General features: G+C 58.3%; 22 protein-coding genes. All 22 read left to right on the top strand.

Annotated elements, in window-relative coordinates; translation table 11 throughout:
- The first annotated feature begins 20 nt into the window (after positions 1-20).
- The 22 genes from L463_RS06120 (at position 21) to tssH (ending at position 24,898) form a co-directional block, all read left to right on the top strand.
- On the top strand, positions 21-515 hold the full coding sequence (locus tag L463_RS06120; protein ID WP_006810964.1) for a hypothetical protein: 495 nt from the start codon (positions 21-23) through the stop codon (positions 513-515).
- 23 nt (positions 516-538) lie between these two features.
- Positions 539-1,042 carry a type VI secretion system lipoprotein TssJ gene (gene tssJ, locus L463_RS06125; RefSeq protein ID WP_032103578.1) on the top strand — a complete coding sequence of 168 codons (504 nt, stop codon included), beginning with the start codon at positions 539-541 and terminating at the stop codon, positions 1,040-1,042.
- Between the two features lie 28 nt (positions 1,043-1,070).
- The gene (gene tssK / locus L463_RS06130) at positions 1,071-2,414 is read left to right on the top strand and encodes a type VI secretion system baseplate subunit TssK (protein WP_023296780.1); all 1,344 of its coding nucleotides are present in this window, start codon (positions 1,071-1,073) and stop codon (positions 2,412-2,414) included.
- A 17-nt stretch (positions 2,415-2,431) separates the two neighbouring features.
- On the top strand, positions 2,432-3,670 hold the full coding sequence (locus L463_RS06135) for a DotU family type VI secretion system protein (RefSeq protein ID WP_003859963.1): 1,239 nt from the start codon (positions 2,432-2,434) through the stop codon (positions 3,668-3,670).
- Positions 3,671-3,672: 2 nt separating this feature from the next.
- Positions 3,673-7,293: a type VI secretion system membrane subunit TssM gene (gene tssM, locus L463_RS06140; protein ID WP_032103579.1), complete on the top strand. Its 3,621-nt coding sequence runs from the start codon at positions 3,673-3,675 to the stop codon at positions 7,291-7,293.
- Between the two features lie 16 nt (positions 7,294-7,309).
- The gene (tagF, locus tag L463_RS06145) at positions 7,310-8,026 is read left to right on the top strand and encodes a type VI secretion system-associated protein TagF (protein ID WP_015570330.1); all 717 of its coding nucleotides are present in this window, start codon (positions 7,310-7,312) and stop codon (positions 8,024-8,026) included.
- 11 nt (positions 8,027-8,037) lie between these two features.
- Positions 8,038-9,054 carry a type VI secretion system protein TssA gene (gene tssA, locus L463_RS06150; protein WP_017693278.1) on the top strand — a complete coding sequence of 339 codons (1,017 nt, stop codon included), beginning with the start codon at positions 8,038-8,040 and terminating at the stop codon, positions 9,052-9,054.
- Positions 9,055-9,129: 75 nt separating this feature from the next.
- On the top strand, positions 9,130-9,654 hold the full coding sequence (gene tssB, locus L463_RS06155; RefSeq protein ID WP_008502644.1) for a type VI secretion system contractile sheath small subunit: 525 nt from the start codon (positions 9,130-9,132) through the stop codon (positions 9,652-9,654).
- Between the two features lie 3 nt (positions 9,655-9,657).
- Entirely contained in the window at positions 9,658-11,157 is a 1,500-nt protein-coding gene (gene tssC, locus L463_RS06160) for a type VI secretion system contractile sheath large subunit (protein WP_023296778.1), read from the top strand.
- A 65-nt stretch (positions 11,158-11,222) separates the two neighbouring features.
- On the top strand, positions 11,223-11,729 hold the full coding sequence (locus L463_RS06165) for a type VI secretion system amidase effector protein Tae4 (protein WP_017384301.1): 507 nt from the start codon (positions 11,223-11,225) through the stop codon (positions 11,727-11,729).
- Positions 11,726-12,151, top strand: a complete 426-nt coding sequence (locus tag L463_RS06170; RefSeq protein ID WP_017693279.1) for a T6SS amidase immunity protein Tai4 family protein — start codon at positions 11,726-11,728, stop codon at positions 12,149-12,151. The genes L463_RS06165 and L463_RS06170 overlap by 4 nt, the downstream gene beginning before the upstream one ends.
- A gap of 180 nt (positions 12,152-12,331) precedes the next feature.
- Positions 12,332-12,814: an Hcp family type VI secretion system effector gene (locus tag L463_RS06175; protein ID WP_014884229.1), complete on the top strand. Its 483-nt coding sequence runs from the start codon at positions 12,332-12,334 to the stop codon at positions 12,812-12,814.
- A gap of 75 nt (positions 12,815-12,889) precedes the next feature.
- Positions 12,890-13,879, top strand: coding sequence for a hypothetical protein (locus tag L463_RS06180; RefSeq protein WP_032103580.1), 990 nt, complete (start codon positions 12,890-12,892; stop codon positions 13,877-13,879).
- The gene (locus tag L463_RS06185; protein WP_015570334.1) at positions 13,873-14,289 is read left to right on the top strand and encodes a hypothetical protein; all 417 of its coding nucleotides are present in this window, start codon (positions 13,873-13,875) and stop codon (positions 14,287-14,289) included. Before L463_RS06180 ends, L463_RS06185 begins: the two co-directional genes overlap by 7 nt.
- 90 nt (positions 14,290-14,379) lie before the next feature.
- Positions 14,380-16,155 carry a type VI secretion system-associated FHA domain protein TagH gene (gene tagH / locus L463_RS06190; RefSeq protein WP_015570335.1) on the top strand — a complete coding sequence of 592 codons (1,776 nt, stop codon included), beginning with the start codon at positions 14,380-14,382 and terminating at the stop codon, positions 16,153-16,155.
- On the top strand, positions 16,152-16,949 hold the full coding sequence (locus L463_RS06195) for a PP2C family protein-serine/threonine phosphatase (RefSeq protein ID WP_003859969.1): 798 nt from the start codon (positions 16,152-16,154) through the stop codon (positions 16,947-16,949). Before tagH ends, L463_RS06195 begins: the two co-directional genes overlap by 4 nt.
- Before the next feature lie 16 nt (positions 16,950-16,965).
- A complete protein-coding gene (locus L463_RS06200) occupies positions 16,966-17,952 on the top strand; it encodes a hypothetical protein (RefSeq protein ID WP_032103581.1) in 987 nt (328 codons plus the stop codon).
- Between the two features lie 9 nt (positions 17,953-17,961).
- The gene (locus tag L463_RS06205) at positions 17,962-18,774 is read left to right on the top strand and encodes a type VI secretion system accessory protein TagJ (protein WP_023296776.1); all 813 of its coding nucleotides are present in this window, start codon (positions 17,962-17,964) and stop codon (positions 18,772-18,774) included.
- Positions 18,767-19,330 carry a type VI secretion system baseplate subunit TssE gene (gene tssE, locus L463_RS06210; RefSeq protein ID WP_015570336.1) on the top strand — a complete coding sequence of 188 codons (564 nt, stop codon included), beginning with the start codon at positions 18,767-18,769 and terminating at the stop codon, positions 19,328-19,330. The genes L463_RS06205 and tssE overlap by 8 nt, the downstream gene beginning before the upstream one ends.
- Before the next feature lie 2 nt (positions 19,331-19,332).
- Entirely contained in the window at positions 19,333-21,204 is a 1,872-nt protein-coding gene (gene tssF, locus L463_RS06215) for a type VI secretion system baseplate subunit TssF (RefSeq protein WP_023296775.1), read from the top strand.
- On the top strand, positions 21,201-22,244 hold the full coding sequence (tssG, locus tag L463_RS06220) for a type VI secretion system baseplate subunit TssG (protein ID WP_023296774.1): 1,044 nt from the start codon (positions 21,201-21,203) through the stop codon (positions 22,242-22,244). Before tssF ends, tssG begins: the two co-directional genes overlap by 4 nt.
- 38 nt (positions 22,245-22,282) lie before the next feature.
- On the top strand, positions 22,283-24,898 hold the full coding sequence (gene tssH, locus L463_RS06225) for a type VI secretion system ATPase TssH (protein WP_023296773.1): 2,616 nt from the start codon (positions 22,283-22,285) through the stop codon (positions 24,896-24,898).
- The last annotated feature ends 21 nt before the right edge of the window (positions 24,899-24,919 follow it).

Below are 24,919 nucleotides of genomic sequence, written 5' to 3'. Positions count from 1 at the left end.
ATATCGCTACGGAAAAGCATATGAAACTGCGCGTATTGTTATCACTTCTGTTTGTTATGGCGGTGGCGGGCTGTAAGGCGCCGCAGAAACCAGCGATCACCGATGATACGATTGTGACCAGCCAGGTGAATGGCATCACGCTGACGCACCGTCACGCTGTTACCCCTCCGGCGGAGTTCACTCAGGTGAATGAACCGTACCGTGCCATGTACCCGGCATCCCTGATGAGCCGTCCTGACTACGGCGGAAAAGTGATCCGTACGCTTGAGACCGGCAAAACTTACGTTGTGCTGGGGCAGGTTGAACATTTCTGGATGGCGCTGGCCGATGAAGGGAGTGAACAGCTGATTGGTTACGTGCCGATGCGTGCCGTGATCAAGGCTGACCAGTACGAAGCCACCGTGCGTAAACAGGCACTGCGCCCGAAAGCGCGTAAGAAAACCACCTGTGTTGATGTCGATGGCAACAGCAAAGCCTGCAAAGACAGCGCGAACGGTACCTGGATCCTGAACTAAACGGGTTTCACGAGCATATTTTTATGAATAATAAAAATTTTCATCGGATGTGGTTCCCTTTTTTTGCGTTGATTCTTGCGCTGATCGGTGGTTGTTCGTCGTCTTCACACAGCGACCCCTCCCGCTACAATCTTCAGTTTCAGGCTCATCCTCAAATCAATGATTCTGCGCCGCTTAAGGTCAGAGTGTTGCTGCTGAAATCCGATGCGGATTTCATGTCCAGTGACTTCTACTCCTTACAGAACAACGCGTCAGCCACGCTTGGCGCGAATCTGCTGAACAGCGATGTGTTCTTCCTGATGCCGGGCCAGCTTTCGAAAACCCTGAGCGGACAAAGCTCACCGGAAGCGCGCTATATCGGCGTGATGGCGGAATACCAGGCGCTGGACGGCAAAAAATGGCGCGTCTCACTTCCTTTGCCTGTTCCCGGCGAAAACGCGATTTACCAGTTCTGGAAATGGTCCGCAGATGAACTCCAGGCCAGCGTCTTTCTTGACGTAAATGGTATCCGGGTCATCAGCCAGTAACGCCCTTCATAACAGGAAAGAGATCATCATGACGAAAGCAGAAAAGGTCGTCTGGACCGAGGGCATGTTCCTGCGTCCCCACCATTTTCAGCGGACAGAAAGCTACCTCCTCAACCACGTTCGTGAGTGGGGGGCCTTGCAGCGATCGTATCTCTGGGGCTTTCTCGACCTTGAGCTGGATGAAGCGATGCTACGCCAGGGCTGTATTGCCCTGAGCTACTGTAGCGGTTTGCTGCCTGACGGCACCTTTTTCCAGGTTCGCAGCGACCGCAATGGTCCGGCCCCGCTAAAAATCCCCGATAATCTCACCAACGAAAAGGTGGTGCTTGCGCTGCCGGTTCGTCGCGGTGGCCGTGAAGAGGTGATTTTCAGCGAGGAGCAGTCTTCTCTGGCGCGTTTTATTACCTTTGAACAAGAGGTGGAAGACGACAACGCCATGTCGGTCGGGGAGGCGACGGTCCAGTTTGGCCGCCTGCGTCTGACCCTGATGCTGGAGAAAGATCTGACGGCAGAATGGACCGCCATCGGCGTGGCGTACGTCACCGAAAAGCGCAACGACAACCACGTGCGGCTGGATAACAGCTACATTCCGCCAATGCTGAACGCCAATAACAGCCCGCAGCTGTACGGCATGATCAATGACCTGCACGGCTTGCTGGTGCAGCGTAGCCAGCAGATCGGCGGTCGACTGCGCCAGCCGGGGCGTTTCAATACGTCCGAGATGGTTGAGTTCACGCTTCTCTCGCTGATCAACCGCCACCATGGCGACGTCTCACATTTAAAAACGCTGCCGCTGCTTCACCCGGAAGCGCTCTGGCGCAGCTGGCTGCCGTTTGCCACGGAGCTCGCCACCTGGACGCCGCAGCGTACCGCAGAGAGCATACTGCCGGTATACGACCATGACGATCTCGCCGTTTGCTTCAGCAAACTGATGCTGATGCTGCGTCAGGGGCTGTCGCTGGTCATGGAAGATCATGCCATCCAGCTGCCGCTGCACGAACGCTCCCACGGGCTGAACATCGCCACCGTGCCGGAGACCAGCATGGTCCGCGAATTTGGCTTCGTGCTGGCGGTAAAAGCCAATGTCCCCGGCGAACACCTGCAAACCCATTTCCCTGCCCAAATGAAGGTTGCGCCAGTGTCGAAAATTCGCGATCTGGTCCAGCTCCAGCTGCCGGGCATCATGCTTCGGGCAATGCCCGTCGCGCCGCCGCAGATCCCGTGGCATGCAGGCTACAGCTATTTCGAGCTCGAGAGGGGCAGCGAACTGTGGCACGAGATGGACAAGTCCGGGGCATTCGCGCTGCATCTCGCAGGGGAATTCCCGGGTCTCGATATGGAGTTCTGGGCCATCCGTAGCCCGACAGAATAATAAAGCGAGCGCTTAATATGCAGGAACGACAGGATACCGGCAGTGATGCCGTGTTTACCGGAGCCAGTGGGAACAATCAGCTGGTGGCGGCCGCCAATCCGCTGCTCAATGCGATTCCGCAAATCCGTCATTCGGTTTCCCACGACGATCAGGTCGGGCTGCGCCAGCGCCTGATTGACGAAATTCGCCGTTTCGAAGTGCGATGCCAGCAGGCGGGCTTACCGTATGAAGTGATTGTCGGCGCGCGCTACTGCCTCTGCACGGCGCTGGACGAAGCCGCCGCGCTGACCCCGTGGGGAAGCAGCGGCGTCTGGTCAAGCAATGGTCTGCTGGTGACGTTTCATAACGAAACCTGGGGCGGTGAGAAGTTTTTCCAGCTGCTGGCGCGTCTGTCGCAGAATCCGCGCGAACACATTCTGCTGCTGGAGATGATCAACTACTGTCTGCTGCTCGGCTTTGAAGGCCGCTACCGCGTCCTGGACAATGGCCGGACCCAGCTTGAAACCATCAAACAGCGCCTGTGGCAGATGATCCGTGGCGTGCGCGGCAGCTACCCGCCGCCGCTCTCGCCGCACCCGGAAGATCGCCCCGTACTGCGCAAGCTCTGGCGGCCGATGATCCCACTCTGGGCGTGCGTGGCGCTGGTCGGCTTTATCGCCTGCCTGTTCTATATCGTGCTGAACTGGCGTCTGGGTGATAACACCAGCCCGGTGCTGGCGAAAATTTACCAGTCCCAACTGCCGGAAACCACCATCCAGCAGCCTGCGCGTCAGCTGCCGGCGGTGCTGAACCTGCGCGGCTTCCTGAAACCAGAAATTGATGCCGGTCTGGTGGCCGTTAAGGATGAGGCGGATCGCAGCGTGGTGATCCTGAAAGGGGACGGACTCTTTGCCTCGGCCTCAACGGTGGTGCGCGATCGCTATGAGCCGGTCATCGATCGCATCGCCCAGGCGATGAATAACGTCAGCGGCAAAATTCTGGTGGTGGGGTACAGCGACAACGTGCCGATCCGCAGCGCACGCTTCGCCTCCAACTATGAACTCTCGCTTGAGCGCGCCCGTTCGGTGCAAAAACAGCTCCAGGGTAGCCTCTCACAGCCTGAGCGCGTCAAAGCCGAAGGGCGGGGTGAGATCAACCCGGTAGCGCCTAACACCACGCCTGAAAATCGCGCCCGTAACCGCCGCGTAGAGATTACGCTGCTGGTATCGCCTGACAATACCCAGGCCGAGCTGAACGGATTGCCGCAAGGAAACTAAGGATGCTGACAACTCTACTTTCTATACTGACCAATCGCATTCTGTGGAGCTTCCTGGGCGTAACGGCGCTCGCGGCGGTCATCTGGATGATTGGCCCGCTGTTGTCCATCGTGGATACCCGGCCCCTTGAATCAGAGCAGAACCGCGTCATCAGCATTGCGGTGGTCTACCTGATTTGGGCCCAGAGCCACATTCTGCCGCGGCTGTATAACGCCTGGCTGAACCGTAAGCTGATGGACAAGCTCAACGAAAATACCACCAGCCCGGAGGCGGCCGATCCGCAGAAACGTCTGAACAGCGAGGAGCAGATCCTTGCCGGGCGTTTCGATGAAGCCGCCCAGATGCTGAAAAAAGCCCACTTCAGCAAAGCGGGACATGGCGCGCAGTGGACGCAGCGCTTCAGCACACAGTACCTCTATCAGCTGCCGTGGTACGTCATTATTGGCGCGCCGGGTTCAGGTAAAACCACCGCGCTGGCCAACTCCGGGCTGCAATTCCCGCTGGCGGATCGCTTCGGTAAAACCGCGCTGCGCGGCATTGGCGGCACGCGCAACTGTGACTGGTGGTTTACCAACGAGGCGGTTCTGCTGGATACCGCGGGGCGCTACACCACTCAGGAGAGCGAGCAGGTTCAGGACGCCGGAGAGTGGCTGGAATTTATCAACCTGCTGCGTAAATACCGCCGTCGCCAGCCCATCAACGGCGTGATTATCACCATCAGCATTTCCGACCTGCTTTCGCAGTCCGCTGAGGCCTCGCGCCAGCAGGCGGTCAACCTGCGCCAGCGTCTCTCCGAGCTGCATGAACAGCTGGGTATTCGCTTCCCGGTGTATGTGATGGTGACCAAAGCGGACCTGCTTAAAGGCTTCCGCGCCTGGTTTGCGGATTACGACAAAGCCCAGCGCGACCAGATCTGGGGCTTTACGCTGCCGTGGGAGCACACCAAACACGCAGATTACGACCTGATGGGCAACTTCCAGCAGGAATTTTCCCTGCTGCAACAGCGTCTGGATGCTGGCCTTCCGGAAACCATGCTCAAAGAGCATGACGCCAAAACCCGTGCGGAAGCCTATCTCTTCCCGCAGGAGTTCGCCGCGCTGCGTCCGCTGCTGGCTGACTACCTGAGCACGGTCTTTGCTCGCTCAAACTTCGAAACCGAATTTTCGCCGCGTGGCATCTACTTTGCCAGCGGCACTCAGGAAGGGATGCCGTTTGACCGCGTGATGGGCGAGCTGAACCGCGCGCTCTCCTTACCTGAAGGGGGGGAAAGCACGCGCTGGGATTCGGTGAGCAAAGAGGCGCCGATCCCAGGCGCGAAGGGCCAAAGCTTCTTCATTAAAAACCTGCTGCAAAACGTGATTTTCCAGGAAGCGGGCATCGCCGGGGAAAACCGCTGGTGGGAACTGCGCAACCGCGCCGTGATGTGGTCCGGCTACGCGGCGCTGCTGGCCCTGCTGGTGATCCTGGGTGGCCTGTGGCTGACCAGCTACGCCAAAAATAAAGCCTATCTGGAAGAAGTGGACGCAAAAGTGCCGATGCTGGAGCAGCAGAGCAAGGCGCTGCAAAACCAGCCCCAGCGCGATCTGTTTGCGCTTCTGCCGCTGCTTAACAGCCTGGTGGATCTGCCGAAAAGCAATGCCTTCGACGTTAACGACCCGCCGGTTTCCCGCCGCATGGGGCTTTATCGCGGGGATGACGTCAGCGATGCCTCGCAGTCTCTGTACCAGAAGGCGCTGGATCAGATGCTGCTGCCCGCCGTGGCGATGCACATTACCACCTGGCTGCGCAACGACAACGGCAGCGACGTGGAGTACAGCTATGAGGCGCTGAAAGCCTATCAGATGCTCTACCAGCCGAAGCACTATGACGGCAAATTCCTGCACTCGTGGGTGATGCTCAACCTGCAACGCAACCTGCCGCAGAACGTGACGCAGGCGCAGCTTCAGGAGCTGGAATGGCACCTGACCCAGCTGCTGGAGCCAAAAATTCAGGCTTCACCGTATGCGCAGGATGAGGATCTGGTGGCACGTGAAAGGGCGCTTATCAACCAGCAGCCGCTCTCAACACGCGTATATGGCCGCCTGAAACGTCTGCTGGAGCATGATGAAAACCTGAAGCCGGTTTCGCTTTCAGATCTCGGCGGCCCGCAGAGCGAGCTGGTGTTTTCCCGTAAAAGCGGCAAGCCGGTGAGTGAGGGCGTACCGGGTCTGTATACGCCGGACGGCTACTGGAAGAGCTTCAACGACCAGATCGACAGTGTGACCACCGCCCTGCACGAGGACGATGCCTGGGTACTAGGAGCGACCACCGCTCAGGAAGATAAACAGCAGATCGACAACGCCGTGCGCCAGCTCTACATGCGCGACTTTATCGTCAACTGGGATCGCTTTCTCGCTGACATTCAGCTCAACAACAGCGCCGATCTTTCCCAGCGCATCAACACCGCGCGCCTGCTTTCAGGCACCAACTCGCCGCTGCGCCGTCTGGTGCTTAACCTGAGCAAGGTGCTGACCCTGTCGCGCACTGCGCCTGCGCCGGAAGATGCGCAGAAAGCGGAAGATCAAAGCAACCGCGCCACCCGCACGCTGGAAGCGCTGTTCAGCAACGGTGACAATGCCCCGACGCAGGGCGCGGTCGTGACGCAGGCGCCTGAGCAACTGGTGACCGACCACTATGCGCCGATGATTGAGCTGGCGCAGCCGCTGGAGAAGGGTGGCAAGACCATCGTCTTTGACGATTTTCTTAAGCAGGTTGACGAGCTTTATCGCTACCTGACCGCCGTTCAGGATGCGGCAAACAGCGGTATGCCCGCGCCGGGCGGCGATGCAATCAGCCGCCTGCAAGCCAGCGCGGGACGTCTGCCGGGCGGGCTGCAAACCATGTTCAGCAATATGGCCGTCGGCGCCAGCAGCGATACCCAGCGTCGCGATCTGGAGAACGTGCGTAAGCGCATTAACGTGGAAGTGGGTGGGTTCTGCCGTCAGGCGATTGCCGGGCGTTATCCACTGGTGCGCAGCGCCAGCACCGAGGTGACGCCGGACGATCTCGCCCGCATGTTCGCGCCGGGCACCGGACTGATGGACACCTTTTTCCGCGACAACCTGACCAACAAGGTGGACACCACCCAGGCGAACTGGCGCTTTATGCCGGGCATCGACGGTAAAACGCTGCCGGGCAGCGAAGGGCTGTTGCGTCCGTTCCAGCAGGCGCAGTCTGTCCGCGATGCCTTCTTCGCCAACGGCGCGACCACGCCATCCTTCAGGGTGACGGTGCGCACCGTGCGGATGGACAACACCATTCTGAACCTGACGCTGGACGTGGACGGCCAGCTGCTGCGCTACAGCCACGGTCCGCAGGCGGTGCAGATCATGAACTGGCCGGGGCCGGGCGGGACGAACCAGGTGCGTATGCAGCTCGGTCTGACCAATGGCAGCACCGCAACGCTGGTAACTAACGGTTCCTGGGCGCTCAACCGCTTTTTCGACAAGGCGCGCACCAGCCCTGGCGCGGGTAGCCTGAGCCGTCAGGCGACCTTCAACGTCGACGGACATCAGGTCACGCTGGAGTTTGCCCCGAACAGCATCCGCAACCCGTTCCAGCTTCCCCGTTTCTCATGCCCATAACCGCAAGGACAGCCGTATGACGAATACCCCTGCGATGAACCGTTATAGCTGGTATGGCAAATTACCCAGCGCCGGAGATTTTTTGCAGCGTCGCTTTCCGGATACCCTGCAACGCCAGTGGTCGCACTGGTTCCAGGTCGGCCTGCTGGCCTGGCAACAGGAAGAGCAGCGCAGCGGCGAGCGCCCGTTTTCAAAAGCCCCGGTGTGGAACTTTGTCGTCCCGCCGATGCTCGGTAGCCAGATGATTCAGATGGGCTGCCTGCTGCCGGGCCGTGACAGCGTAGGCCGCCACTATCCGGTATGCCTGCAACTGAGCTTCACCCCCGCCGAATGGTCATCCCGCCTGCTCGGGCAGGCTGAAAGCTGGTACCAGCAGCTTGGCCGTCTGGGGCTGCACGCGGTGCGTAACAGCTATTCTGCCTCCCAGCTGGATGAAATGCTGATGACCATCCCGGCGCCCCAGCCGGTTGAGCCGCAAAAGCGTTCCGACATTCTCGACGTGATTGGCTATGACGACGATGGTCAGAGCACGCTGGGCTGGCCGCAGGCGGCAGAGTGTTTTGATCCGCTGCGCCAGACCAGCTACTGGTGGACAAACCGCTGCGACGGCTATCCGCTGTACACCCACGTCCACAGCGGAAACTTCACCGGGCAGCTCTTTACGCTGCTGTTCGATCCGGCAGGCGGCGCCCGTCCGGGCCGCCACGGTCTTTACCCGCCTATGTTTGAATAAGCAGGGATCTTATGAATATCGATGAATTTCTCGCGCCGATAAGCCCCGATAACCCCTGCGGTGAAAACCTGGAGTACGACGCTGATTTCCAGGCCATGGGTCAGGCCAGTCAGGGCAAAGCCGAGCAGCAGTTTGGCGACACCATCATTCCGGCAGAGCCTGCCGACTGGAACACGGTGGAAAAACTCGCCACCAGCCTGCTGGGTCGCACCAAAGATCTTCGCGTCATGCTGGCGTTAACCCATGCCTGGACGCGTCGTCGCGGGCTGGCAGGTTACGCCGACGGACTAGTGCTGGTGCAGGAAGCCCTGTCCCGTTACTGGGAGCAACTTTACCCTCTGCTGGAAGAGTATGGCGAAACCGATCCGTTCTACCGCATCAACGCCCTCGCCGGGCTGAGTGATAAATCTGACCTGACGGTCGCGGTGCGTAACGCCTCACTGCTCCGCTCAAACGGCGATGAGATTTCGCTCCGTGACGCCCAGGCGCTGCTTGACGGCAGTAAAACCGAGTGTCCGGATTATCCGGGCGGTCGTCCACGACTGATCGATGAGCTGGCCCGGGGCGATCAGCCCGGCACCGAAGCGGTAATCGTGATCAACGAACGCCTGCTGGCCATCCGCGAACTGCTTACCGGCTATCTCGGGGAAAGTGGCGTACCGGAGATGGAACAGCTGTTGAAAACCGTCGGACTGGTTTCCAGCGCCTGTCAGGTGACCGATATCAGCAAGCTGCTGCCGAACCGTGACGCGCAGGCTGAACAGCACGCCGAGCCGCAGCCGGTGGCCGCGTCGCCCGTTCAGCAGGTGACGGACTGGCGCAGCGTGCAGGTGACCAGCCGCGCCGACGCCCAGCTGATGCTGGAAAAAGCGAAACAGTATTTTGCGCAGTACGAACCCAGCCATCCCGCACCGCTGATGATTGAACGGGTGCAGCGGCTGTCTGAACTCAACTTTATGGACATTATTCGCGACCTGGCGCCAGACGGCGTTAACCAACTGGAAAACATCTTTGGACGCCGCGAATGACGCGTCCTGGCATTATGACGACAGGCATGGAGTCTGCCGTTTCACCTTCACCGCGCATCTTTGATGGAGAACATCATGGCAATGAGTAACAGTGGACAGAAATTCATCGCACGCAACCGTGCTCCCCGCGTGCAGATCGAGTACGACGTAGAGATCTACGGCGCAGAACGCAAAATTCAGCTGCCGTTTGTGATGGGCGTTATGGCCGATCTGGTTGGCAAGCCGGTGGAAAATCTGCCAGCCGTCGACGAGCGTAAGTTCCTGGAAATCGACATCGACAACTTCGACGAACGCATGAAGGCGCTGAAGCCGCGCGTGGCGTTCCAGGTGGATAACACCCTGACCGGCGAAGGTAAGCTCAACGTCGATCTGACCTTCGACAGCATGGACGACTTCCTGCCGGACGCGGTGGCCCGCAAAGTAGAGCCGCTGAACAAGCTGCTGGAAGCCCGTACCCAGCTCTCCAACCTGCTGACCTACATGGACGGTAAAAACGGTGCGGAAGAGCTGATCGCGAAAATTCTCCAGGATCCGACGCTGCTCAAATCCCTGAGCCAGTTGCCAAAAAATGACGAAAGTGCGAAAGGTAGCGAGGAATAATCGATGAGCAACCAGACTCAACAACACGATCAGCAGGCGGGCCAGGCGTTCAGCCAGGACGAGTTCAGCGCGCTGCTGAATAAAGAGTTCCGCCCGAAAACCGATCAGGCGCGCTCTGCCGTAGAAAGCGCGGTTAAAACCCTGGCGCAGCAGGCGCTGGAAAACACCGTAACCTTCTCAAACGATACCTACCGCACCATTCAGAACCTGATTGCCGGTATTGACGAGCAGCTTTCACAGCAGGTGAACCAGATTATTCACCACGAGGAGTTCCAGAAGCTGGAGAGCGCCTGGCGCGGGCTGAGCTACCTGGTGAACAATACCGAAACCGACGAGATGCTGAAGATCCGTTTTATGAGCATCTCCAAGCAGGAGCTGGGCCGCACCCTGAAGCGCTACAAGGGCGTGGGCTGGGACCAGAGCCCGATCTTCAAGAAAATCTACGAGCAGGAGTACGGCCAGTTCGGTGGCGAGCCGTTTGGCTGCATCGTGGGCGACTACTACTTCGACCACAGCCCGCAGGACGTTGAGCTGCTGGGCGAGATGGCGCGCATCGGCTCTGCGGCCCACTGTCCGTTCATCACCGGCACCGCGCCGGGCGTGATGCAGATGGAGTCCTGGCAGGAGCTGGCTAACCCGCGCGACCTGACCAAAATCTTCCAGAACACCGAATACGCTGCCTGGCGTTCACTGCGTGAATCCGAAGATGCCCGCTATCTGGGCCTGGTGATGCCGCGCTTCCTGTCGCGTCTGCCGTACGGCATTCGCACCAACCCGGTCGACAGCTTTGATTTTGAAGAGCAGACCGACAGCGCGAACCACAACAGCTACTCGTGGGCAAACGCTGCCTATGCGATGGCGGCCAACATCAACCGCTCCTTTAAAGAGTACGGCTGGTGCACCTCGATTCGCGGCGTGGAATCCGGCGGGGCGGTGGAAAACCTGCCGTGCCACACCTTCCCAAGCGATGACGGCGGCGTGGACATGAAGTGCCCGACCGAGATCGCCATCAGCGACCGTCGTGAAGCGGAACTGGCGAAAAACGGCTTTATGCCGCTGGTGCACCGCAAAAACTCCGACTTCGCCGCCTTCATCGGCGCGCAGTCCCTGCAAAAACCGGCCGAGTACCACGACCCGGATGCCACCGCTAACGCGCGCCTGGCCTCCCGTCTGCCGTACCTGTTCGCCTGCTGCCGTTTTGCTCACTACCTGAAGTGCATCGTGCGCGACAAAATCGGCTCCTTCCGCGAGCGCGAAGAGATGGAACGCTGGCTGAACGACTGGGTGATGAACTACGTGGACGGCGACCCGGCGAACTCCTCTCAGGAAACCAAGTCCCGCAAACCGCTGGCGGCTGCGGAAGTGCAGGTGCAGGAAATCGAAGACAACCCGGGCTACTACGCCGCGAAGTTCTTCCTGCGTCCACACTACCAGCTGGAAGGTCTGACCGTTTCCCTGCGTCTGGTATCTAAACTGCCGTCGCTGAAGACGAAGGACGCGTAATGATAATTGCCGCCGGGGGGCCATGCCCGGCGTTAGCTTTATAGTATGGAAATTTGAGAGGAAATATGACCGCGAGACCTTCGTTTGTTGCTGCCTGGGCGGCGGCAACACGTATTTACGATGCAAATGATTCTATCGGCAAAGTTAAGCAAGTTATCGGCGGCAAAGTTAAGCACAACTTCGAAATAGCGCCAGATGAGGGCGGGTGGTCAAATAGTTGTGCCGTACGGATGAGTTATGTTCTTAACTATACCGGGCATCCCGTTCCGCGTATTGCAAATCTCACGGTATCCGGTGCTGATAATAAATGGTACTTCTACCGCGTAAAGGATGTCATTGCCTGGTTGACGCGTCAGTGGGGTAAACCTGACATGATCGTGAGTTATCCTTCCTTACCCGTTGAGCAATTAGCCAACAAAAAGGGCGTCATTCTGTTTGAGGTACAGGGCTGGAGTGACGCCGCAGGTCATGCAACATTCTGGAATGGTTTAACCTGTTCGGATCACTGTTATTTCAATGCGCCGGAGACGAATTACACGACGACCAAAGCTAATTTTTGGGAGTTGCCATGAAAAAAATGATTGCTAGTCTACTGTTGCTCACCAGTTCCGCCTCTGTGTATGCAACTGACGATCCGGTGTCGTTTGTCAAAAAAATGCCTTATAAACAAGTTGTTAAAGACGTTGTTTTTTCTCGCTGCCTGGCACAAGTTGCAGATGATAAAAGCCAGTTTTCTCTGGATGCAGCCCGTAGCAGTAGCGCATTACTGGAATGGGTGCCTTTCGATATTGAAAATGGCAATGACAAAATTAATGCTCTTATTAATAAATATAAAGGTGCAACCAATGCCTTTCATTCTGAGAGAAAACCCGATGTAAAAGGCGTAACCTTAAACTGCCTGCGTCTTTATCATAGTGACGAACTTAATCAACTTGCTCCTCAATTAATCATCGGAAATCCTGACCGCACCTGGATTCAGGATAATCCACAATAGTATAAGACTTCACATTCTTTCCTTTCGTTCAGGGGGAATGTAAGACTGTCAAATGACACGGGTCGTTTGATATGAGGCAGAGGTAAAATATGGACGGTTTTATTCAGCCCCATGCTTTCCTGTTTGCCATATAAGGGCTTTTTCGAAAGCAATATTGTTCATCCACGAAGAGTAGATATTATGGCTATTGATATGTTTCTGAAGGTCGAGGGTGTTACGGGCGAATCTAAAGATTCTAACCACACCGGCTGGACTGATATTACCTCCTTCTCCTGGGGCGCGTCCCAGCCAGGTAATATGAGCGTTGGCGGTGGCGGCGGTGCCGGTAAAGTGAACTTTAACGATCTGCACGTTAACGCTCTGATCGACAAATCCACTACAGCAATCCTGAAACACTGCGCAAGCGGTAAACACCTGACCAAAGTTGAACTGTCCGTCTGCAAAGCGGGTGGTCAGCAGGTTGAATACACCCGCATCACCCTGGAAGACGTTCTCGTGACTTCCGTTCAGTACACGGGTGCAGACAACGGCGATACCGTTGGCGTGACCTATGCATTCCAGGCTGCGAAAGTGAAACAGCAGTACTGGGAGCAGACCACTGCCGGTGGTAAAGGTGCTGAAAGCAGCGCTGGCTGGAACATCAAAGAAAACAAAGAAGCGTAATTGCGCGCGTGACCGGGGAGTTTTCCCCGGTCATTATTTATAGAGACTTAATTTCGTTTGCAAAGGGATGTCAATATGAGCGTAAAATCAACGGTTGCTCCTGGTTATTGTGTTGTTCAGCAGGCTGGTACGTTAGATTTCCAGGCAAGACTACTGTTCAATAAACCAGACAGTGAAGCGGCACGTTATTTTATGCAAATGAACAGGGACACACGGTGGTTAAAACCCGGGCAAATATTGATCCTTAATGCTCCGGGTGCTGAAAATGCGGTTCAGCTAAAACAATTACAAAATGCAAAGCAAAAGGTTAATGGAGCATTGGCAGAACTGAATACAGATGAAGCTAATTTCTTTAACAAGCATTTTAGTACCATCGCAGCATTAACTAATTTTATGGATAAATCTCTCGGGGTGGTTGCTGATGCAGGTGAAAGGTACTTTAGCGAAATAGAAAAGAAATTAAAAGCTATCGAACTGGCTTATCAAAATCAATACAGAACGCAAGGCACATTGATCGGGCAGCAGTTTTTTGTTGAAAGGCAAAAACTTTTTTCTGAGCTGGACGTTTTATTAAATAAGCTGTCCAGACTAACGCTGAAACTGAAACCTTATGAAGAAATCAAGCACGCTTTAGGTTTATCAAGCAGGTCAATTGTCCACGAATGGAGTACTGCGGGTGTTGCCTCGATACGAGGGTATTCAACATATGTAGACAATGCTTCAAAAGCTGCCCGTTTTCTGAAAATGGGAGGATGGCTTGCTATCGGCTTCGCTGGTGCAAACACAACCAATGAAGTTTACGATGCCTGTACAGTAGGTAGAGAGCAGAGTTGTTCCAAAGTCGCCGTTAAGAAGTACAGTCAATTTGGCGCCAGTCTTGCGGGCGGGATTTATGGCGGAAAATATGGCGCCATGGCTGGGGCTGGCGTATGTGTTGCATTGGGCGTGGCAACAGGTGGTGTAGGGTTGCTCGCGTGTTCTGTGGTAGGCGCCGCTGCGGGTGGATACATTGGTGGCGAAGTTGCCGGTGGAGCAACTGAATATGTCATGGATAAGCTATGGTGAATTTAGAAAATATTCTTTTATTTCTGATTGTTGTTTTATTTTTACTTGTCGTAATTATGGACTTCATCAGTTCCCGTTATTTTAAAAAACACGAGGCCGAATATAATCAGCTTCTTTCAGAATATAGGCAAAAAGGCTACGATCTCGATCTGGTGACAAATTACGCATCATTTTTTGGTTCGCTGGCGAACTATCAAAAAATAATCTGGTTTGTTCGTCTTCGCAAAGGCGTGAAGATGAAATTTACCAAAGACAGAAATGTTCAGGACGATGCCTATAAATTCGTTCAGGCTTTACCGGAAGAGAGAATCGGCTGGATATTAAAACTGCATCGACGCTATAAAGCTCAGGCCTTACTTTTTACGCTATGGCTGCTTATCGGCATTATTTTCCTGAATGTAGTCAAATAGCTTTAATCAGCCCTTAACCCCCAAACCCCGCCGTTCTCACCCCCGAGAGCGGCAGCGTTTGAGCGCTAATCATACCAGCAGGAATACGCCATGCGATTCACGATTATTTCTACGAAACCCGGTCATCAGCCGCCGCAAAGCAGCTGTGATTTTTATGCCCCGGGCGGCACCATTGGGCGCGGTACGGATAACAATCTGGTGCTGCCGGACAATGACCGCACCATCTCGCGTTTGCAGGCCATCGTTCACGTCGACGCCAGTGGCGAATGCCGCGTCACGAACCGCGGCAGCGTTACCCGCGTGGTACTGAATGATATCCCGCTGGAGCGTGGGCGTCAGGTTGAGCTTCAGGATGGGGATATTCTCGGTATTGATGATTATCGCATTGAAGTCAGCGAACTCATTCATGACACCCAGCCCGTAAGCCGCATGGCGGCCAGCATGCAGCAGGCGCGCCCAGTGGCGACACCTGCACCAGCGCCGCAACCGAAACCGGCCAGCGCCGCGCCTCGTGGAAAAGCTGAACCTACGGCCGTGCCGTCGGAAATCTGGGACAGCCTGATGCAGGAGTTTTCCATCTCCGACAGCATCTCCAGCAACCGGGCAAAACCACAGCCCGCCGCATCCCACGATCCGTTCTCTCAGCCTGCGGCCCCGGAGCGGAATGCCGAAGATCCGCTGGCAATGTTTAACGACGCCGAACCGTCGCTTGAACGTAAAAACGTTGACCCGGACACGCTGTTTAGCGATGAAGCGTTGTTTAAAAAAGAGAGCATCTTTGACGATGTCACCCCTTCAACGCTGGTACAGCCGGACGAAAGCAAACCTGCCCAGCCAAAGGAAGAGGCGTCGGACGAACTCGATCCGTTAGCCCTGTTTGGCGGGTCGGCGAGCGCACCTGCCGCGCGTCATGATGACCCTCTCGGCCTGATGGGCGGCGCGCCGTTAACCCATCCGGATGAAATCGTGGCCGATAAGCCGGAGCCAAAGCCTGAACCGCAAGCCGCACAGGAAGAGGATGCGCTGGCCAGCTCACCGCTGTTCGATCCGGAACCGACTGAACCACAGGACGCGCCGCGCGCGGAAGAGGAGCCCGCGCGCCCCGATTACGCTGGCTTCACCATGCCAACGCCGCAGGCCGTGGCGCGCAGCAACGCGCAGGCGCCTAAAGGCCGCCTGCGTATCGACCCGGTTAAAAACGCTGCATCGCCTGCTGCCTCCGCGCAGACCGGCGAGCGGGGCGAGGTGCTTCAGGGCGAACTGCTGGAGGCGCTGCTGGAGGGCATGGGCCTGAGCGAAATGCAGCCGGTACCGCAATTCGACCGGGAAAATATGCGTCAGCTGGGGCAGATCCTGGGCATGTTCTCGCAGGGGACCGTGGCGCTGCTCTCCTCGCGCTCCATACTCAAGCGTGGGGTGAAAGCCGATATGACCATGGTGCTCGACGATGCGAACAACCCGTTCAAACTGTTGCCGACCGGGAAAACGGTGCTGATCCAGATGTTCGGCACGCCGATGCCGGGCTTTATGCCGCCGACCAAATCGGTGCGTGATGCGCTGATCGATCTCCAGGCGCACCAGCTGGGGATGATCTCCGGTATCCGCGCCATTATCGCCGCCATGCTGCAATCCTTTAACCCGGAACAACTGGAAGAGCAGGCGAAGCAGAACGGGATGACGTCACGCCTGGCGCTGCCGGGCAGCCGTAAAGCCGCGCTGTGGGATTATTTCGTTCGCAGCTATGGCGAGACGGCGGGCGAGATCGAGGACGACTTCCATACCCTGTTTGGCGAAGCCTTCCTCCATGCCTATGACATGGAGGTCAATCAGTACAAAGACTCACAAAGCGGATCGGAAGAAAAATGAATATCGCAACGGCTTCTCTCTCCCGCCAGGGGACGCGCGCCAGCAACCAGGATCAGACGGGAGAAACCATCGGGGAACGTTCAGCCTGCTTTGTCGTCTGTGACGGCATCGCGGGCCTGCCGGGCGGCGAGGTGGCCGCTGAGCTGGCCCGCAACAGCATTATTTCCCGCTTTGACGGCGACAAGCACCTGAATGCGCAGCATATTCGTGACTACGTCCAAACGGCGAACCGCACCATCCTCAGCGAACAACAGGCCGTGCAGGACTATCGCCGGATGGGCACCACGCTGGTCAGCCTGTTTATCGACAGGGATTACCGTCTGGCTTACTGGGCGCACGCCGGAGACAGCCGCCTGTACCTGTTTCGCCGCGGCTGGCTGTGGCATGTCACCACCGATCACAGCCTCGTCCAGCAGATGAAAGATGCCGGGCATCAGACCGACGATCTCAACAGCAACCTGCTGTATCTGGCGCTGGGTATTGAGAATGGCGGACCGGAAGCGAGCTACAGCGATGTCGTGCAGGTTGAGGACGGTGATGCCTTCCTGCTCTGCACCGACGGTTTTTGGCACGGCGTCAGCGAAGAGCAGATGAAGCAGTCGCTGCATATGGTCAATACGCCACAGGAGTGGCTGACCTTAATGAACCAAATCATTCAAAAGAATGCCGAACAGGAGGGCAATGCTCAGGATAACTATACCGCCGTGGCGGTGTGGATGGGCAACCCTCAGGACACCACTTTGCTGCATACGCTCTCTGACGCAGCACAATTTCTTCCCTGCGGAACTGATTAGACACACAAGGATTGATATGAAACTTTGGCTATCGGGTTTGGCTCTTCTGACGGTGGCGACCACCGCACAGGCTGAAAACTTCCGCATCGTGCAGTCTCCTGCGCAGAAGCTGGATATCTGGATCGACAACATTAAAGACAATACGCCGCAAAGCTGGTGTAAGGCGGACGTGGCGCTGCGTATCGTGGCGAACGGCAAGAAAGAGGTTTCGGTGCTGGAAAACTTCGTGCCGCGCCTTGGCTCGCTGCTGGAGCACCAGTGCAGCAAGCTGAATATCCTGAACTGGACGCTTAACGATCCGGAAGGCACGACGCTTGCCCGGGGCACAGCGGCTAAAGCGCAGGACTGGGCGCTGGTGGTGAAGCAGCAGGAAACGGCGGCGGCAACGACCACCACCTCAGGCGCGCTGCTGCCGCCTGACCAGAATCCGGAGACGCACACCGTGGCGGCAGATCGTACGCCATGGCAGGAGTTCACCCTTCAGGACGGTTGCCATCTGCGCACCTTCTGGGAGGGCGGTTCCTCCGCGCCAGCGCTGTTTATTCCGGATTCCGACACCACCCGCTGCGGCAACGGCAGCTGGCTCAGCGGCCACACCGTGGTGACGCAGAACCGTAACGGGACGCAGAAAGCGATTCCGGTCACCTACATTCACGGCTTCCCGGTGATGGGGCTGAACAACGCGGTCGATCCTGAAAAGGCGCTGATCACCTCCGTCAACAAAGAGCGCATGGTTTTCAGCACCCAGAACAGCGACCAGAGCTGGATGATCCTGCCGTACGACAGCACCCTGAACGGCTGGAAGAGCAACGGCACGGTGGCGGTGGAAATCACCCGTGAGATCGCCAGCGACGACGCCAGACTCCAGGCGCGTATCGCAGAGGTGAAGAAGATCTGGAGCGCATGGGTTGCACCGGGCGCGGAGCTGAACGTTGTTCTGATTGACACGCTGCGCCCGCAGCTGCGCGATCCGGCAGTGGGCGCCTGGCGCGCGGCGAATTAAGGAGGGGCTATGAATACGCTTTATCAACGTCTGGCGGGTGAGTCGATTAGCGACGCGCTGCTTCGCCTGGAAGCCGATATCAAAGCCCGTCCGGCGGATGCCGATCTCCGCGCCGCGTTTGTGCAGTTTCTGATCCTCAGCGGCAACTGGGCGCGCGCCCTGACGCAACTAAAGAGCTGGCTGGCGCTGAAGCCGCAGGCAAAACCGACCGTAACGCTGCTGGAGCAGGCCATTCAGGGTGAACAGCAGCGGGCGCGCGTGTTCGCGGGAGAGGTACGACCGGCAATGCCCGAGGCGCAGTGGCCGTGGCTGACGACGTTAGCCCAGGCGCTGACCGAAAGCGCAGGGCAAGCGCAAGCGCTGCGCCTGGCGGCACTCGAACAGGCCCCGGGAAGCCGCGGGCAGGTCACGCTGGAGAATGAAGAGAGCCACACCTTTGAATGGCTGATGGACGGCGATGCCCGTCTGGGGCCGGTGTGTGAAACCCTGGTCAATGGCCGTTATTTCTGGGTGCCGTTCTGCGCCATCGACGCGATCCGTTTTCAGGCTCCGGCCAGCGTGACCGATCTGGTGTGGCGTCATGCGCTGGTCCGCCTCACGGACGGCACCGAGCAGGTGTGTCAGATCCCGGCGCGTTATCCGTTTGCTGACGGGGCGCCAGACAGCGTTAAGCTGGGGCGCACCACCGAATGGCTCCCGCTGGACGATAACGGCGCCCTGTATGAAGGCATGGGACAGAAAGCCTGGCTGAGCGAGCAAAGCGAAAGCCCGCTGCTTACCCTGAGCCTGGTGACATTTACCTCGGATGGTGCGGATGAGTAATCCCGCTGGCGAAGGCGATCTGCTGCGCAGCGGCTGGCAGGCCCGCAGCAGGCAGGAGAAAGTGGGGGCGCGCGACAAAATGCAGCCCTCACTGCTGGATCGCCTGACGGATAACGATCCGGAAAAAAAACGCGAGTCCGCCAACAGCAATCTGATTACCCACGCCGCGCTGCGTCGTAACGTCCTGCGGGATTTACAGTGGTTGTTTAACACCATTAACCACGATGCCTCCAGCGATCTGAGCGGGCTGACGCAGGTGAGCCGTTCCGTCGTGAATTTTGGCGTGGCGCCGCTGGCGGGGAAAAGAATGTCCGATATTGAATGGCACGACATTCAGCGCAAGCTCACCGAAGCGATTATTAACTTTGAACCGCGGATCCTGCCGCAGGGGCTTCAGGTTCGCTGCGTGTCCGATACCTCCTCGTTAGATCTGCACAACGTTCTGTCTATCGAAATCAAAGGTCGCCTGTGGTGCGTGCCGTATCCGCTGGAATTTCTCTTTCGCACCGACGTCGATCTTGAGAACGGCCATTTTGAACTGAAGGATGCGGGGTAATTATGGAAAGCAAACTGCTCGAATATTACAACCGTGAACTGGCCTATCTGCGCGAGATGGGCGCAGAGTTCGCCGAGCGCTACCCGAAAGTGGCGGGGCGGCTCGGCATGCGCGGCATCGAAGTGGCGGACCCGTACATTGAGCGCCTGATGGAAGGTTTCGCCTTCCTGACCTCCCGCGTGCAGATGAAAATGGACGCCGAATTTCCGCGCTTTTCACAGCGTATGCTGGAGATGATTGCGCCAAATTATCTGGCGCCTACGCCGTCGATGGCGATCGCTGAAATTCAGCCCGACAGCAGCCGCGGCGACCTGAGCAAAGGCTTTATTGTGCCGCGCGGCACCATGATGGACAGCCTGGCGCTGAAAAAGACCGGCGTTACGTGCAGCTATACCACGGCGCACGAGGTGAACCTGCTGCCGTTAAAAATTGAGCGGATCGAGCTGGGCGGCGTTCCCGCCGATCTGCCGCTGGCTCAGCTCGGCCTGAGCCAGCGGGGGATCAGCAGCGCCTTACGGATCCGCATTGCCTGCGATGGCCCGCAGCATCTCGGGCACCTGGACTTTGACCGCCTGGAGTTCTTCTTAAGCGGCCCGGACATCGAGGCGCTGAAGCTGCTGGAGCTGGTGATGGAGCACCACGCGGGTATTGTCTGCCAGACGGTCAGCAAGCAGCCCCAGCGCCAGCTGCTGTCGTCTGACGCCCTGCGTCAGGAAGGCTTTAATGCGGACCAGGCGCTGCTCCCGGACGATCTGCGCAACTTCGACGGCTATCGCCTGTTGCAGGAGTACTTTGCGTTCCCGGCGCGTTTTCGTTTCATCAGCCTGAGCGGGCTGGGCAAGCTGATCCAGCGCTGCGAAGACGAAAAAGCGTTTGATATCTTCATTCTGCTCGACAAGAGCGACGATCAGCTGGAGCGCGTGGTGGATGCCAGCCACCTGGCGCTGCACTGCACGCCGGTGATCAACCTGTTCCCGAAAGTGGCGGCCCGGCAGAAGCTGAGCGAAAGCCAGCATGAATACCACCTGGTGGTGGATAACATCCGCCCGCTGGATTATGAAATTTATGCCGTGAAAAAAATTTATGCCAGCGCGGATGGTCAGCGGGACGACCAGACGTTTCGTCCTTTCTGGAGTACCTGGAGTGGCGACGCGGGCAACTACGGCGCCTATTTTTCCCTGCGCCGTGAGCAGCGCGTTCTCTCCGAACACGCGCTGCGCTATGGCACCCGCACGGGCTATATCGGCTCGGAGGTCTTCGTCTCGCTGGTGGATGCGCAGCACGCGCCGTGGCAGGAGAATTTGCGCTACATTTCCGCCGAGGTGCTGTGCACCAGCCGTGACCTGCCGCTGATGCTCCAGCAGGAGCTTGGGCAGTTTATTATGGCCGACTCCATGCCGGTGAAGGCGTTAACCCTGCGTAAAGGCCCGACGCCGCCGCGTCCGGCGCTGGCGGAAGGGTTCAGCACCTGGCGGCTCATCAGCCAGCTGCAAATGAACTACCTCAGCCTGATGGACAGCGAAAACGAAGAGGGCGCTGCCGCGCTGCGTCAGCTGTTAGGGCTGTACGCCAACCTGGCCGAGACGCCGGTTGCCCGTCAGGTGGATGGCGTTCGTCACTGCGTGCTGGAGCCGGTGCACCGTCGCGTGCCTGAACCCGGCCCGGTGGTGTTCGCCCGCGGGATCGGCATCACCCTGACGGTGGACGAACGCGCCTTTTCCGGCGCCAGCCCATGGCTTTTCGGCAGCGTGCTGGAACGCCTTTTTGCCCGCCTGGTCTCCATCAACAGTTTTACGGAGTTCACGCTCAAGAGCCAGCAGCGTGGTGAAATCGGCTACTGGGCGCCGCGCATGGGTAAAAGGGCGCTGGTATGAGTGAAGTTGCCCCTGCAACGCTGCGCGTGCATCGCCTGACGCCGCTGCCCGATGCGTTCTGGCGCGGGGTGCGCGAGACGCCGTGGCGCTATGATCTGTTCCAGCTGTTAAGACGCATTGATGCCCAGGGCGGTGAACGTTACCCGCTGGGGCGCGCGCCGCTGCCTAAATTTGAGCCGCTGCGTATTGGTCAGCAGCCTTCAATGGGCTTTGCGCCGTCAACGGTTGCTGAGGTCCGGCAGCGGGAAGAGAACGGACTGCATGACGTTTCCATACTGAGCTTCGGCCTGTTTGGTCCTAACGGCCCGCTGCCGGTGCACATAACTGAGTATGCCCGCGAGCGTATTCATCATCATCAGGATCACAGCCTCAGCGCGTTTGCCGACCTCTTTCACCACCGCCTGACGCTGCTGTTCTACCGCGCCTGGGCGGACGCGCAGCCTGCCGTTTCACTGGATCGCGACGACAACAGGCGCTTCGAAGGGTATCTGGCATCGCTGATTGGCATGGGGCAGCCTGCCCAGATGTCGAAAGGCAGTCTGAGCGCGCACGCCCGCTTTACTCACGCCGGGCACCTGACCCGCCACGGGCGGGATCCGGAAGGGCTGGAGAAGATCCTGCGCAACTATTTCAACGTGCCGGTCAGGCTGGTGGCCAACGTCCCGCAGTGGATGCCGCTCTCAACGCGGGAGCAGGCACAGCTGGGTGAGGGGCGTCGCCTGCCGCGCATGGGAGAGTCCGCTTTTCTCGGCATTGCGGTACGCGACGTGCAGCATAAATTTCGGCTTGAGATTGGCCCGTTGAGCGCAGACGACTACAACCGTTTTCTGCCGGGCGAAGGGTGGGTGACCGAGCTGCGCGACTGGGTGCGACAGTACGCCGGGGTGGAATTTGAATGGGAAACACGGGTGATCCTGCGCGCCGATGCGGTGCAGGGCGCCACGCTCGGTAGCGCCGGGCGATTAGGGTACAACACCTGGCTCGGCCTTCAGCCTCAGCCTGTTCCGCGTGGCGATCTGGTGTATCGCGCAGAGCGATAATCCTTCCGTATACCGAATCATTGTTAATGGAAACTAACATGTCAGAAATTAGCCGTGCCGTGCTTTTCGGCAAACTGGATACGCTGTTATTTACCTCTCTGGAAAGCGCGACTGCCTTCTGTAAGCTGCGCGGCAACCCGTACGTTGAGCTGGTGCACTGGCTGCATCAGCTGATGCAGCAGCAGGATGGCGATCTGCAACAGGTCATTCGTCACTTCGCCCTTGATGAACAGCAGCTGACGCGCGATATCGTGGCGGCGCTGGATGCCCTGCCGCGTGGCGCGAGTTCCGTGTCTGATCTTTCCGAGCATATCGACAGCGCCGTCGAGCGCGCCTGGGTCTACGGCTCGCTGAAGTTTGGCGTCAGCCGCATCCGCGGCGGCCATTTGCTGATCGGCATACTGAAAACGTGGAATCTGGCTAACGTGCTGAAAAGCATTTCGGCGCAGTTCACCCGTCTTAACGTCGAGGTGCTGATCGAGCAGTTCGACGCCATTTGCGCCAGCAGCAAAGAGAGCCAGCAGGCCGCCGCCGCTGCGGACGCGCCTGCCGGGGCAGTACCGGCTGCGCAGGGCACGCTGGCGCAGTATGGTCAGGATCTGACGGCGCGCGCCCGGGAAGGAAAAATCGACCCGGTGGTGGGGCGCGATGAAGAGATCCGCCAGATGGTCGATATTCTGATGCGTCGTCGCCAGAACAACCCCCTGCTGACCGGGGAAGCCGGCGTCGGGAAAACGGCGGTGGTGGAGGGGCTGGCGCTGCGTATCGCTGACGGCGACGTGCCGGAGCCGCTGCAAAACGTTCAGCTGTGGCTGCTGGATATCGGCATGCTTCAGGCCGGCGCGGGCATGAAAGGGGAATTTGAGGCGCGCCTCCAGGCGCTGATTAACGAGGTGCAGTCCAGCGCCACGCCAATTATTCTGTTTATCGATGAGATCCACACCCTGATTGGCGCTGGCGGTCAGCAGGGCACCGGCGATGCTGCTAACCTGCTCAAGCCTGCCCTGGCGCGCGGGCAACTGCGCACCATCGGCGCGACCACCTGGGCGGAATACAAAAAATACATTGAGAAAGATCCGGCGCTGACCCGCCGTTTCCAGACCGTACAGGTTCACGAGCCGGACGAAGCCAAAGCCGTGCTGATGCTACGCAGCACCGTGTCGCCGCTGGAAACCCATCATCAGGTTTTACTCCTCGACGAAGCGGTCAGCGCGGCGGTGAAACTGTCGCATCGCTATATTCCTGCGCGTCAGCTGCCGGATAAAGCGGTGGCGCTGCTGGATACCGCCTGCGCGCGCGTGGCCGTCAGCCAGAGCGCGCCGCCTGCCCAGCTGGAAGACTGTCTGCGTCACCTGGCGGCCCTGGACGTGGAGCTGGAGATTGCTGAACGCGAAGCGCGCGTGGGGGCGGGCGATCCGGCGCGTGTAGCGACCTTAACCGCAGAGCGTGACGCGTACGAAACCCAACGCGAAGCCCTGGCCCGTCGCTGGGAAGAAGAGCGCACGCGGGTGCAGGAGATTATCCGTCTGCGTGCCGCGCTGTTTGCGGCGGGTGATGAGGATACGGCTGAACTGCGCGGCCAGCTGGCAGAGCAGCAGCAGGCGCTGAAGACCTTACAGGGTGACGAACCGCTGCTGTTTGCCGCGGTGGATGAGAACGTGGTGGCTGCGGTGGTCTCAGACTGGACCGGGATCCCGCTGGGCCGGATGGTGAAAAATGAGATCGACGCGGTGCTGAACCTGGCCGACACGCTGAACCAGCGGGTTATTGGTCAGCGTCACGGTCTGGATCTGATTGCCCGTCGGGTAAAAACCTCGCGGGCGAAGCTTGACGATCCGAACAAACCGGTCGGCGTATTCATGCTCTGCGGGCCATCCGGCGTGGGTAAAACCGAAACCGCGCTGGCGCTGGCGGAGTCCCTTTACGGCGGCGAGCAGAACGTTATTACCATCAACATGAGTGAATTCCAGGAAGCGCACACCGTTTCGACGTTAAAAGGTGCGCCTCCGGGCTATGTGGGCTATGGTGAAGGCGGCGTCTTAACCGAGGCCGTGCGCCGCCGTCCCTACAGCGTGGTGCTGCTGGACGAAATTGAAAAAGCGCACCCGGACGTGCACGAGATCTTCTTCCAGGTCTTCGACAAGGGCTGGATGGAGGACGGCGAAGGGCGTCACATTGATTTCCGTAACACCATTATTATTCTGACCTCTAACGTCGGCACCGACCTGATCGCAGCCATGTGCGCCGACCCGGAACTGATGCCGGAGCCTGACGCGTTAAGCGGCGCCCTGCGCCAGCCGCTGCTGGAGGTGTTCCCGCCTGCGCTGCTGGGCCGCCTGCTGGTGGTGCCGTATTACCCGCTGAGCGACGAGATGCTGGGGCAGATTGTGCGTCTTCAGCTCAGGCGCATTCAGCGTCGTCTGGAAGAGAATCACAACATTATTTCTGAATTTGACGACAGCGTGGTCGAACAGATTGTTCAGCGCTGTACCGAGGTTGAGTCGGGCGGGCGTATGGTGGATGCGATTCTGACCAATACGTTGCTGCCTCAGATGAGCCAGATTTTACTTACCGCCAGCCGCAGCGACGAGCAGTACCGACGTCTGCATGTCACCTGCGAGCAGGGCGAGTTCCACTGTCAGTTTGCCGCGTAATAATCATCAAGAGAACTGTAA

Origin of the sequence: Enterobacter sp. BIDMC 27, from assembly GCF_000534415.1 — a bacterium.
Classification (GTDB): domain Bacteria; phylum Pseudomonadota; class Gammaproteobacteria; order Enterobacterales; family Enterobacteriaceae; genus Enterobacter; species Enterobacter hormaechei_C.
Note: the sequence above shows the minus strand (reverse complement) of the source record. Positions and strands in the feature narration are given on the sequence as shown.